The organism is Proteus sp. MB838 (genome assembly GCF_054767435.1).
Window position 1 is genome coordinate 21,544 of the sequence record NZ_BAABMO010000002.1, and the last position, 11,883, is coordinate 33,426.

Consider the following 11,883-nt stretch of genomic DNA (forward strand, 5'->3'; position numbering starts at 1 on the left):
AAAATAAATGCTAATAGTGCCAACTTTTGCTGACAAAGCCCTTTATTTAATTGATATTAATGTATAATATCAGCAATTAGTTCAGGGGCACTCAGTATTAAGAAGGTTTAAAATGCGCTTAGAAGTTACCTGTAAAGATCGCATCGGGTTAACCCGCGAATTACTCGATCTGCTTGTATTAAAAAATATCGATTTGCGTGGAATTGAAATCTTTCCTATTGGTCTTATTTATCTAAATTTTTCGCAAATCGATTTTAATATATTTCAACCTTTAATGGCTGAAATCAGAAGAATTGAGGGGGTTATCGATGTTCGTACTGTGGCTTTTATGCCATCAGAGCAAGAGCATCGAGCTATGTGGACACTATTAGAATCAGTACCTGTCCCTGTCTTTTCTATTAATACCAAAGGTCAAATTAAGTTATTAAACCCAGCTACACGGCATCTGTTTGAATTAGATGAAAATGATAAAAATGAAAAATCTTTTAACCAACTGATACCTAACTTTAATATCCATCGCTGGTTAGAACAAAAAGATCCTCATGCTGAAATTATCTCCATCAAATTAAAAAAACAACATTTTGATATGGAGATTGTGCCAATAAAACTGACTGATGATAATCAGTTTAATCATTGTGTTGGTGCACTCATTTTATTGAAATATCGCGGAATAATTCATGAGCATCCGAAATTAATTGTTAATGATAATTCGGGGTTTGAACAAGTTATTGCTGTTAGCACCCCCATGAAACAATTAGTTGAACGCGCTAAGAAAATGGCAAAAATGGATGATCCTTTATTATTAGTGGGGGATACGGGGACGGGCAAAGATCTATTTGCTAAAGCTTGCCACTTATTAAGTCCTCGAGCCAGAGAGCCATTTTTAGGTCTTAACTGTGCCTCTATGCCTGATGATGTGGTTGAAAGTGAGTTATTTGGTTATGCGGCAGGTGCATATCCTAATGCTATCGAAGGTAAAAAAGGCTTTTTTGAACAAGCCAATCGAGGCACTGTTTTGCTGGATGAAATTGGCGAAATGTCGCCACAAATGCAAATTAAACTCCTGCGTTTTTTAAATGATGGTACTTTCCGTCGTGTTGGGGAAGAGCACGAAGTTAAAGTTGATGTTCGAATAATTTGTGCAACACAAAAAAACTTATGGGAATTAGTACAAAAAGGACTATTTAGGGAAGATCTCTATTATCGACTTAATGTATTGACATTAACTCTACCACCGTTGCGGGAAAGAAAAGCGGATATCATGCCGTTAGCACTGCATTTTATTAATCAATATTGTTTAGAGCAGAAAGCATCAAAACCTGTTATTTCCCCTGATTTATCTGCTTATTTAGTACAATATGGCTGGCCTGGTAATGTTCGCCAATTAAGAAACACAATTTATCAAGCCATGGCTCAGTTAGTAGGCAATACATTGCGACCTCAAGATATCGCCTTGCCTGAGCATACTGCGGATACTTTATTTGATGAAGATTTGCTTGAAGGCTCGCTAGATGAAATGACTAAGCGATTTGAAGCTTCTATTTTAAGGCGTTTATATCGTGATTATCCAAGTACACGTAAACTGGCTAAACGTTTAGGTATTTCTCATACCGCGATCGCAAATAAATTACGTGAATATGATTTAACAAGTAAAAAAGCGGATAAAACAGAGAAATAATATTATATTACAATGTGTTAATGGTTTTTATTTAAATAAACGGGCTATATTAGCCCGTTTATTTTTTACATTACTCGGTATGAATAACGTTATTGTCAATTATTTTAGTACAGCTAATGCTGCGTCATAATTAGGTTCAGTGGTGATTTCATCAACTAATTGGGTGTAGATAACGTTGTTACTTTCATCAAGTACAATCACAGCACGGCTAGTTAATCCCGCTAAAGGACCTGATGTAATCGCGACACCGTAGTTTTCTTTAAATTCCGCACCACGCATTGTTGATAATGTGACAACATTATCTAAACCTTCAGCACCGCAAAAACGTGCTTGTGCAAAAGGTAAATCTGCTGAAATACACAGTACAACGGTATTATTTAATTCGTTGGCGACTTTATTAAATTGGCGAACACTCGCTGCACAAACACCAGTATCTACACTTGGGAAAATATTTAATACTTTACGTTTGCCGGCAAATTGCGCTAAAGAAACATCATTTAGATCTTTACCTACTAAAGAAAAATCGGCTGCTTTTTGGCCTACAGTGGGGAAATTTCCAGCTAAAGTCACCGCATTACCTTGTAAAGTCACTTGATGTGCCATTGTTGTTCTCCTTTGTTACTTATTGAACTAACCATTATTAATACTAAATTATTAACGATAATATTCGTTAATGCGTAACCATGATTAAAATTTGTCTACATCTCTAAAATAAAAGAGTGAAAACGGTAAAATTGATAAAATTTTTGCAATCAGTGATTGTGCCTTTTTATCAGGCTTTTATAATTATTAAGTTAACTCGCTTATAGACTACAGGACGAAACAGACATGCGCAAAATATTCGTTATATCATGTGCACTTGTCGTTCAAGGATTGCTCATATCACAGGCTAATGCGGCAGTGGTGCCATCAGGAACGATACTCGACAAAAAACAGGAAGTAGTGCGACATTTAAAAGATGAACCCGCATCACTTGATCCCATTAATGCCGTAGGTTTGACGGAGGCTCAAGTTCAACGAGACTTATTTGAAGGATTAGTGATAGAAGATGAGCGAGGGCGTCCCATCCCTGGAGTGGCACAATCATGGCGAACAGAAGATAACCGGGTTTGGATTTTTACATTACGTGATAATGCTAAATGGTCAAATGGCGAAAAGGTGACGGCTTATGACTTTGTTTATAGTTGGCAAAGATTAGTTGATCCAAAAAATCTTTCTCCTTTTGCTTGGTATGCAGCCCTAGCTTCTATTGAGAATGCCCAAAAAATTATTGATGGTAAATTAAAACCAGCCTCGTTAGGTGTGGAAGCCATTGATGAAAAAACGTTAAAAGTTACCTTAGAACGACCTGTTCCTTATTTCCCTAGTTTAGCGACCAATTTTTCACTTTATCCTGTACCTAAACACACAATCGAAAAATACGGTTCAGAATGGATCAAAGTAGGTAATTTAGTCGGCAATGGGGCTTTTATACTAAAAGATCGCGTTGTGAATGAGAAAATTGTGTTAACGCCAAACCCTTACTATTGGGATCACCACAATACGGTGTTAACCAAAGTCACTTTTGTGCCTATTAATCATGAATCACAAGCGACTAAACGTTATTTAGCTGGGGATATTGATATTACAGAGTCTTTTCCTAAACACTTATATCACAAATTGATGAAAGATATTCCTGATCAAGTGTATATCCCTGAGCAGTTAGGTACTTATTATTATGCATTTAATACACAAGCAGGGCCTACCAAAGATATTCGGGTTCGCAAAGCGTTAGCTATGGCAATTGATAGAAAAATTATTACTGACAAAGTCCTTGGTACTGGAGAAAAATCAGCGAATCGCTTTACTCCTGATGTGACGGCTAATTTTACGCCTGAGCCAACACTATATGATGAATACAGTCAGGATGAATTAGATAGCCAAGCAAAAATATTGTTATCAGCAGCCGGCTATGGTCCTCATAATCCTTTAACTCTCTCTCTGCTTTATAATAATTCAGAAAATCATCAAAAGATCGCCATTGCTGTCGCTTCTATGTGGAAGAAAAAGTTAGGCGTAAAGGTAAACTTACGCAATCAAGAGTGGAAAACTTATATTGATAGTCGTAATTCAGGTGATTTTGATGTGATAAGAGCTTCATGGATAGGCGATTACAATGAACCCTCCACATTCTTATCTTTATTAGGTTCTAAGCATGCTGGAAACATCCCAAAATATCAGAGCCAGCAATATGATGAGATTTTAGTCCAAGCCAATATGACGACAGATGAAGAGGAAAGAAATCGTCTCTATAATCGTGCAGAACAGGTTATTGCGGAAGAGGCGCCTATTGCCCCTATCTATCAGTATACTAATGGTCGTCTAATCAAACCTTGGCTAAAAGGTTATCCCATTGAGAATCCTGAAGATGTCGCTTATAGCCATATGCTGTATGTTATAAAGCATTAAATAAGTGTTACAGGCAATAAGATAAGAAAGCCAAAATATTAGCAAAGAGTACGTAATGATTATTGCGTACTTTTTTTAGTGGAAGAGAGATAGAGAAAAAAAATCCCTCTGTTATGCAACAGAAGGAGACTCAAAAGGAATAAACATTGCAAAATTATGTTAATATAATTTTGCATGAATGTTTTGACTAATCGTGCAGTTGATGCAAAGTATAAATTTATACTTTTTATTTATAGGTATAACTACTTAATATAGCTTTATAATTATAATTTCAGTGGTCAGTAAACGTATTTTAACAACAAATAAAATTGATAAGATTATTTTTAACTTATGTTATCGCATATTTATAAAACATTAAAAACGATAGCCTAAGGATAATTGGATACTATTTAGTCTAATATTATGTTTGTTTGACTCAGTATCTGAATGTAAATAGCCAAGATTAATGCCTACATTTTTTCTAAGGCTATAATCAATACCCGCTTGAAACATCACATTGGTGGTGTCGACGATAATGGTATCGGTTACCGCAACGCCTGAATAACTTTTATCAACGCGATATTTTAATTTTTTAGGCCCCATTTGGGCGTAGATAGCCAAAGAAGGTGTAATTCGATACGTTGGGCCTATTAACAATGCAGAAACCTTTGCATGTTCATCTTTTGTGCCTAGTTTAAGTGAGCTAGCGTCTATAAAATGGCTTTGATGTGTTGACTTGATATGCAGCAATGAAAGTAACATTCCCCAGTGAATATCGGATCCATAGTGATAACTTATTATTGCACCATTTGCTTTGTGGTTTTTTATTTTTCCATATATATAACCGCCATAAATTGCCTGATTATTCTCAAAAGCATGTATTGATGTAGAGAAAGGTAAAATAAAGCTTATAAATAAAATAAGATTTTTTTTCATTATCGCGTATCTAATTTGTTGGAGATGGCGATATTTTTAGTGAGTTAATAACATATTTCAAGTTAATTTCTTTGAAATGATTCTTAAAAAAAACTAGCATTCTTATTGAGTTAAAAGAAATTATTTCGGTATTAATAGAAGGGTAATTACTATAATTTTAGATAATATAAGATATTTTATAAATAATCGTTATTATTATTGGATCTTATTTATAATTTATAGCTAAAGGAAAGCGTAATAATAGCGAAATAAACAATGGATCCGAAAATCCATTGTTTAGCTAGTGAGTTACTTACTTTTTATCTAAGATCTCAACCAGTGTATATTTGATGCTTGGTGCATCCGCAGGAGGATTAGGAATATCTGTAACTTTGACTTTTACTTTGTACTGCGTTCCCGCTTGGTAATCAAATCCTTCGATATTTTGATAGAAGAGAGACCATTCACCAGCAGGTAATTCTTTTACTTTCATGCATTTCATTGGCGCAACACCAACACAATCATAAAGCTGAGAGTCAATAAGCAGTGTTTTTGTCGAATCGTTCATAACTTGGGTGTTGGTTCCTGTCGCTGTATTGCATCCTGCTAAAAGTAAAAATAAAGGAATGGTGAGAAACTTTTTCATATTAGTAGCCTTATTTCAGGGGCGACAAATTAATTAAATATTTGCGTTTATTTTAAGTAAATTTCATTTTTATGACTAATATCTAGTGCTAATCGATAACCTAAATATAGGCATATATTGAAAAATCTATCATAACCTAATAATTAATGCTTATTTTAGTGTAAAAATCTTAAAGTAGAAAATATTTTACTCAATAATGTTGCTGTAGATGGGCGGACGTGATGGCGTTAATCTAGGCTAAATAGTGGCTTGATTTAACCTCTTGCAACATAATCAAATAAAGGCAATATTATTGATTGTTTACATGATTTTAGAAAAAAGCATAAAATTATATTTTAAATGATGGTATCAAGGAGGACGAATAATGAAAAGTGTCAATAACGCTATAATCGAAGATTCTGATGCTATCTATACGGCTCAGCTTAATGGGCATGGCGGAATTATGCCGATCACGGCTAATAGCATAGCAAGTAATGAAAGGCCTTTTTGGGTTCATCTCGATTATCGTAAACCCAAAAGTGATCAGTGGATTAATCAGACTGAGTTACTTCCTCCTATCGCAAAAGATGTGCTTTTAGCTGAAAATGTTCGACCTAAGGCACAGCGTATCGGGGAAGGAGTTATTATTAATTTGCAAACGATTAATAACAACCCCGATGATCGGCCGGATGAACTGATTGCGTATCGTATTTATATTAATGGTCAAATGATTATTTCGAGCCGACATCGTCGCGTTAATTCCGTTGATTCGGTGATCCACTCTTTAGAAGTGGGTGATGGTCCAGAAAATAGTGGTAGTTGGTTGATCACTATGGCCGATGCAGTGACAGATGAAATAGGTGATTTTGTTGAAACACTTCATGACCAATTAATTGAGTTGGAAGATATGATCCTCGATCAGCAAATTCCGGCTCGAGGTGAATTGGCATTGCTACGTAAGCAACTGATTGTGTTACGTCGTTATATGGCGCCACAACGTGATGTATTCTCCCGACTCTCTATCGAAAAATTACCTTGGATGAGCGACAGTGATCGCATTAGCTTGGTTGAAATATCAGAACGTCTCTCGCGTCGATTAGAAGATTTAGATAGTAGTATTTCTCGTACAGCCGTTATTGCTGATGAAATTACTTCAATGATGGCAGATGCGATGAACAGGCGAACATATACCATGTCATTAATGGCGATGCTATTTTTGCCCACGACCTTTTTGACAGGACTATTTGGGGTTAATTTAGGGGGGATCCCCGGTAATGAATTTCCTTATGGCTTTGCTATATTTTGCTTTTCACTGTTTTTCTTGATTGTGATTGTTGCTTGGTGGTTAAAGCGTAGTAGGTGGTTGTGAAATTTCAGCAAATTAATCGTAACTAAATGGATTTAAAAAAGAATTCTCTAACTCTGTTTGAGATATATCAATTTTTTAAATGCCAACATCTGGCATTATAACTCTCGCAGGTGAATACAACGTTGAGCGATGAACGTTGTGCTCCATAATTGTAGTTTTTCTCATATTGAGTTCTTAATACAGAATAATTGACCATTATTACACCGATGTTAAATAAACATCGGTTTTTTTTTGCTTATTATTCTCGTCATAAGTAAAGCATATTAAACCCCAGCGCAACGACGATGGTTTGCTAGGGATAATACTGGCTATGCTTATTTTACCTCAACAACATCCAATCTAGCTTGGCTAAAATCAGGACGCTCATCTTCATCATCGGAAAGAATAGGGCTTGTTGGAATATCATCCTTATCAAATGCTAGATCACCGCCGTTAATAATCGCATCACCCTGTTTGATATTAGCAAAGTCAAATAATTGGGTATCACATAGATGCGACGGAACAATATTTTGGGTTGCCCTAAACATGGTTTCAATGCGCCCAGGGTAACGTTTATCCCAATCTCTTAGCATCTCTTTGATCACTTGGCGTTGCAAGTTAGGTTGAGAGCCACAAAGATTACACGGAATAATAGGGAAATTTTTTGCTTGAGCAAAACGCTCAATGTCTTTTTCTCGGGCATAAGCCAATGGACGAATAACGATATGTTTTCCGTCATCACTCATTAATTTAGGTGGCATGCCCTTTAGCTTTCCACCATAAAACATGTTCAGAAACAGCGTTTCTAAAATATCATCACGATGGTGACCTAAAGCAATTTTTGTTGCCCCAACTTCGGTGGCTGTACGGTATAAAATACCACGACGTAAGCGAGAGCAAAGTGAACAGGTGGTTTTACCTTCTGGGATGATCTCTTTTACAATACCGTAAGTATTCTCTTCAACAATTTTATACTCTACACCCAGTTGCTCAAGATATTCAGGTAAAATATGCTCAGGGAAGCCCGGCTGTTTTTGATCTAAATTAACGGCAATTAAGGAAAATTGTATTGGCGCGCTTTTTTGCAAATTCATTAAGATAGATAGGAGAGTATAGCTATCTTTCCCGCCAGAAAGGCACACCATGATTTTATCGCCATCTTCAATCATATTAAAATCAGCGATAGCTTGCCCAACGTTACGGCGTAAGCGTTTTTGTAATTTGTTAAAATTATATTGCTCTTTTGGGATGCTCATTTTTTACGGTTCTATATCGTTGCTAAGGTTTTTTAACTTACTTTAAAGGGGTTTTCTGCTTTGTTTTCAATTTGTTGCATGACGTGCTTTATCGGAATAACATAATATCAATGCGTTTAAACGAATAAAGCTAAAAAGCAAAATTTAATCACCACTTATTGCAAGGAAATGATAAGCCGACAATGATAACAGAAGCATAGCGCATTTCGAAACTGCTAAGTAAAATAATCGCCACCCTGTGGGGCTGACTTACTGACCAAGATAGTAACGGGGAAAATAGCGATTACTATAAAGATAATCAAAGATAATCGCTATTGATAACAACAGCCCCTTATTTAAGTCACTAAAGGACGTCTATTTAAGAGGAGAGTGTGGCAAGTTTGGTGGCAAACCCCATAAAAAATAGCCCAACAATACCATTTCCCAGTTTAGCGATATTTTTACGTGAACCGAAGAAACGCGCCAATGCTACACCACCAAAAATAAGAAAAGAGAGATAAACAAAGCTAAATGCTTCAAGCATAGAAGCTAAGATCAAGTAGGATAAACCAGTATGTGCATAGTTAAAGTCGATAAATTGCACAAAAAAGGAGATATAAAACAAAATCGCTTTGGGGTTGGTTAAGCTTAATGTTAATGCCTTACGAAATACATGTTCTTGAATACAGTTTGTCTCAGTATGGCTTTGCTTTTTGGCAAAGAAGTTAGCATGAATAATTTTGATACCGAGATAGAGTAGATAAAAAGCACCTAAGAAACGGACAATAGTAAAAAGCACAGGAGAGGCTTTAATAACTGATGCCACACCGATAAATGCTAAGAAAATTAAGATAGCATCGCCAATAAAAACCCCTAATGCGGCTCGATAACCTGCACCAACTCCTCTTGATGCACTGGTTTTAAGCACATAAAGGGAATTAGGGCCGGGGACGATAATAATAAAGAACATACCCGCAAGATATGTCCAAATATTGAGCACTCCAAATTGTTCAAGCCACACAGTAACCCCCATACTTTTACTGTACATGATATAAACGCTGACCTGTTATTATATAAAGATAAACAGAAAAATTTAAACGCCTATTTTTATACACTTTTAGCATAATTATTCGTAAATAATGATTTTTATACAGAAAGTAAGTTGTTTTTTAGTAGAAAATAGGGGGGAAGATCATCGTGATACAGAACAGAAGTGAATAGAGTAAATATTATCTTAAAAAGTAGAGTTTATCTTATTGATTTATCTATTTTTATCAAAAATAATAGCAACGTATACACTTGCATATAAAACTAAGGAAATAGATCATGGCAACCACTTTTCTACCTATTGGTCTTTTTGGGCCATTAAACCCTATTGGTTTGGGCGGTATTATGTTTGAATTTTTCTATTATTTTTAATCATAATATAACCTCTATAATAGTAAATAGTAGCTCATCACCATTCTATATTAATAGTAAGGGATATTTATGATAAAGGTTATTGCAGAAGATTTTATTAAATCAGGATCAATAGAAACGGTCTTACCACTTTACCAAGAATTGGTGAAAGCTAGCCAACAAGAAGCACTTTGTATTAGCTATGATTTATTTGTTGATGAGAAAGATCCCGGTCACTTTATTTTTATTGAATCATGGCCAAATAAAGAAGCACTAGATATTCATTGTAATAGTGAACATTTTCGTCGCATCATTCCGATGATTAAACAATATACAAAAGCAGAGTCAAAAATCACTTTAGTCAATAGTGTATTTGATAAAAATATAGATTAATCATTTTATGTCTATATTTTAACGTATTAATAAATAATATATTAATTTGGGCCGCATTATTTATTGCGGCCTTGTTATATTTTGTGAACTATATTGAATAAAGCTCTAAAGGTAAGCCATCGGGATCTTGAAAAAAGGTAAAACGTTTTTGGCTACTAGGATCTATACGTATTGGCTCGCATTGAATATTGTTTTGTTGTAAATAAGCAACTGAAGCATCAAGATCGTCCACTGCAAATGCCACATGGCGTAGACCACGTGCTTCTGGGTAACTTAAACGTGCTGGCGCATCTGGGAAGCTAAATAATTCAATTTGGTAGACTGTACCTAACGCAAGCTCAGCTTTCCAAGATTGTATTTCTTCACGGTATTTTTCATTTAATAGGGTAAGCCCCAGTATTTGACAATAAAAATGTTTGCTGATCTTATAATCGGAACAAATAATCGCCACATGATGAATTTTATTTAATTTTAACATTGATAACTCAACTAATAAAAAAATAACATAAGATAAATTATGTTATAAAGATAGCATAAAATAATAGATTTAATAATATTTATTTTATATAAGCGTATAATTTTTTATTTTTATATTTTGGTTAATTTAGAATAATCAAAAACAATAACTATTCTTAATATTTACTTAATGGTGGATAAAAATAATATAAGTTTACTCTAATTAAATAGAGAGATTTTATTTTCCTTTTATTAATAAGAATTTCTTTATAATAAATGTTTTTTATTGTATCGTTTTTATTGTTTAAAGATGCTTAACTTCATAAAAAATATAATTTTTTTAGTTTTTTTGTTATTTTATATAGAGAATAAAAATGAAATTTAATTTTTTGCTTTCAACTTCAATACTCGTTGTTTCTACTCTTTCTTTTAATGCTTATGCAACATTAGAAAATACAGTGTCGATAGGGTATGCTAAATCTAAATTGAAAGTCGATGAAGATTTAATAAATGATAACCTTAAAGGTATTAACTTAAAATATAATCATGAAGTAGCTAATGATTGGGGCGTTATCAGTTCGTTTTCATATGCAAAAAATAAAAATGATGGTTATGATCATTGGGGATATGCAGGTACTTCAAAGATTAGCTACTATTCGTTAACGGCAGGTCCAAGTTACCGCCTTAACAATTATGTTAGTGCATATGGACTAATAGGTTTTGGCTATTTTCATGAAGACTTTCACTACTATGATGAAAGAGAAAAAGAAAATAAGATATCAATGGCTTATGGATTAGGTGTACAAGTAAACCCAATCACTAACTTGGCTATTGATGTTTCTTATGAATACTCCAAACTATATGATATTGATTTTACTACTTGGGTAGTGGGTATCGGTTATCGTTTTTAATCAAAGGTGTCACACACGATAGTCAATATATTTTTTAAGGTCGCTTTTGCGACCTTTTTAGTCTTTATATAAGCTACTTTTAAACAAATTAAAATTGATAAGTTCGCCAGTGTAGTTAAACAGACAAATTGTGTGGTTATTAAGAAGTTAAGATTTCCAAATAATATGGTACATGGGTTGCAGGGGATCACGACTAATTAATACACGACCAAAAATATCATCAAGATCGGCGTTTTCATCCGGTGCAAGACCGATAATCACTTCACTAAATCGGGCTGATGAAACAGGTAAACCGACAATAAATTGCCAATCATTCCCTAATGTAACAACTTCAGCTGCACCTCGTTCTTCAAATTGTAAATTAAAAAGCAGCTGATCGGCTACATCAAGATTATCAGCGGCTTGCGCTAAAAAGAGATCATAGGCTTGTTCTAAAGCTTCTTCTTCACTGATTAAGGTTGGTTGGTTCATGGTCATGCCTATAAATTATGTCAATA

General features: G+C 34.6%; 12 protein-coding genes. 5 read left to right on the forward strand and 7 right to left on the reverse strand.

All coding sequences use genetic code 11. From position 1 onward, the window contains the following. The first annotated feature begins 112 nt into the window (after nt 1–112). Complete coding sequence (tyrR, locus tag ACYUCW_RS00980) at nt 113–1,678, forward strand: transcriptional regulator TyrR (protein WP_004243093.1); 1,566 nt, start codon at nt 113–115, stop codon at nt 1,676–1,678. 99 nt (nt 1,679–1,777) lie between these two features. Here tyrR and tpx read toward each other — a convergent pair whose 3' ends face one another. Next, the gene (tpx, locus tag ACYUCW_RS00985) at nt 1,778–2,281 is read right to left on the reverse strand and encodes a thiol peroxidase (protein WP_004243092.1); all 504 of its coding nucleotides are present in this window, start codon (nt 2,279–2,281) and stop codon (nt 1,778–1,780) included. A 225-nt stretch (nt 2,282–2,506) separates the two neighbouring features. Here tpx and ACYUCW_RS00990 point away from each other — a divergent pair, with 225 nt between their 5' ends. Beyond that, nucleotides 2,507–4,126, forward strand: a complete 1,620-nt coding sequence (locus ACYUCW_RS00990) for a peptide ABC transporter substrate-binding protein (RefSeq protein ID WP_049202937.1) — start codon at nt 2,507–2,509, stop codon at nt 4,124–4,126. 354 nt (nt 4,127–4,480) lie between these two features. Here the strand turns inward: ACYUCW_RS00990 and ACYUCW_RS00995 are convergent, their stop codons facing one another. Together ACYUCW_RS00995 and ACYUCW_RS01000 are read right to left on the reverse strand one after the other, a co-directional pair. Next, nucleotides 4,481–5,041, reverse strand: a complete 561-nt coding sequence (locus ACYUCW_RS00995) for an outer membrane beta-barrel protein (protein ID WP_036894981.1) — start codon at nt 5,039–5,041, stop codon at nt 4,481–4,483. A gap of 292 nt (nt 5,042–5,333) precedes the next feature. After that, entirely contained in the window at nt 5,334–5,666 is a 333-nt protein-coding gene (locus tag ACYUCW_RS01000) for a DUF4377 domain-containing protein (RefSeq protein ID WP_004248145.1), read from the reverse strand. Nucleotides 5,667–6,030: 364 nt separating this feature from the next. Here ACYUCW_RS01000 and zntB point away from each other — a divergent pair, with 364 nt between their 5' ends. Further along, complete coding sequence (gene zntB, locus ACYUCW_RS01005; RefSeq protein ID WP_004243087.1) at nt 6,031–7,014, forward strand: zinc transporter ZntB; 984 nt, start codon at nt 6,031–6,033, stop codon at nt 7,012–7,014. A gap of 314 nt (nt 7,015–7,328) precedes the next feature. Here zntB and ttcA read toward each other — a convergent pair whose 3' ends face one another. After that, nucleotides 7,329–8,249 (reverse strand): tRNA 2-thiocytidine(32) synthetase TtcA, encoded by a 921-nt coding sequence (gene ttcA / locus ACYUCW_RS01010; RefSeq protein ID WP_004251032.1) that lies wholly within the window; start codon nt 8,247–8,249, stop codon nt 7,329–7,331. Between the two features lie 358 nt (nt 8,250–8,607). Beyond that, nucleotides 8,608–9,276: a leucine efflux protein LeuE gene (leuE, locus tag ACYUCW_RS01015; RefSeq protein ID WP_004243084.1), complete on the reverse strand. Its 669-nt coding sequence runs from the start codon at nt 9,274–9,276 to the stop codon at nt 8,608–8,610. A 440-nt stretch (nt 9,277–9,716) separates the two neighbouring features. Here leuE and ACYUCW_RS01020 point away from each other — a divergent pair, with 440 nt between their 5' ends. Then, nucleotides 9,717–10,019, forward strand: a complete 303-nt coding sequence (locus tag ACYUCW_RS01020) for a putative quinol monooxygenase (RefSeq protein WP_004251042.1) — start codon at nt 9,717–9,719, stop codon at nt 10,017–10,019. 88 nt (nt 10,020–10,107) lie between these two features. Here the strand turns inward: ACYUCW_RS01020 and gloA2 are convergent, their stop codons facing one another. Then, nucleotides 10,108–10,497 (reverse strand): SMU1112c/YaeR family gloxylase I-like metalloprotein, encoded by a 390-nt coding sequence (gloA2, locus tag ACYUCW_RS01025; RefSeq protein WP_004243081.1) that lies wholly within the window; start codon nt 10,495–10,497, stop codon nt 10,108–10,110. A 352-nt stretch (nt 10,498–10,849) separates the two neighbouring features. Between gloA2 and ACYUCW_RS01030 the strand changes: the two genes are divergently transcribed. Further along, on the forward strand, nt 10,850–11,386 hold the full coding sequence (locus tag ACYUCW_RS01030; protein WP_004243080.1) for an Ail/Lom family outer membrane beta-barrel protein: 537 nt from the start codon (nt 10,850–10,852) through the stop codon (nt 11,384–11,386). A 147-nt stretch (nt 11,387–11,533) separates the two neighbouring features. Here ACYUCW_RS01030 and ACYUCW_RS01035 read toward each other — a convergent pair whose 3' ends face one another. Then, entirely contained in the window at nt 11,534–11,863 is a 330-nt protein-coding gene (locus ACYUCW_RS01035) for an HI1450 family dsDNA-mimic protein (RefSeq protein ID WP_049203565.1), read from the reverse strand. Nucleotides 11,864–11,883 lie beyond the last annotated feature (20 nt).

Excerpts from the sequence above, each read along its gene's own strand:
- ACYUCW_RS01035 (WP_049203565.1), bottom strand. The coding sequence starts at position 11,863 with ATGACCATGAACCAACCAACCTTAATCAGTGAAGAAGAAGCTTTAGAA.
- gloA2 (WP_004243081.1), bottom strand. The coding sequence starts at position 10,497 with ATGTTAAAATTAAATAAAATTCATCATGTGGCGATTATTTGTTCCGAT.
- zntB (WP_004243087.1), top strand. The coding sequence starts at position 6,031 with ATGAAAAGTGTCAATAACGCTATAATCGAAGATTCTGATGCTATCTAT.
- ACYUCW_RS01020 (WP_004251042.1), top strand. The coding sequence starts at position 9,717 with ATGATAAAGGTTATTGCAGAAGATTTTATTAAATCAGGATCAATAGAA.
- ACYUCW_RS00995 (WP_036894981.1), bottom strand. The coding sequence starts at position 5,041 with ATGAAAAAAAATCTTATTTTATTTATAAGCTTTATTTTACCTTTCTCT.
- ACYUCW_RS01030 (WP_004243080.1), top strand. The coding sequence starts at position 10,850 with ATGAAATTTAATTTTTTGCTTTCAACTTCAATACTCGTTGTTTCTACT.
- ACYUCW_RS01000 (WP_004248145.1), bottom strand. The coding sequence starts at position 5,666 with ATGAAAAAGTTTCTCACCATTCCTTTATTTTTACTTTTAGCAGGATGC.
- tpx (WP_004243092.1), bottom strand. The coding sequence starts at position 2,281 with ATGGCACATCAAGTGACTTTACAAGGTAATGCGGTGACTTTAGCTGGA.
- ttcA (WP_004251032.1), bottom strand. The coding sequence starts at position 8,249 with ATGAGCATCCCAAAAGAGCAATATAATTTTAACAAATTACAAAAACGC.
- tyrR (WP_004243093.1), top strand. The coding sequence starts at position 113 with ATGCGCTTAGAAGTTACCTGTAAAGATCGCATCGGGTTAACCCGCGAA.
- leuE (WP_004243084.1), bottom strand. The coding sequence starts at position 9,276 with ATGTACAGTAAAAGTATGGGGGTTACTGTGTGGCTTGAACAATTTGGA.
- ACYUCW_RS00990 (WP_049202937.1), top strand. The coding sequence starts at position 2,507 with ATGCGCAAAATATTCGTTATATCATGTGCACTTGTCGTTCAAGGATTG.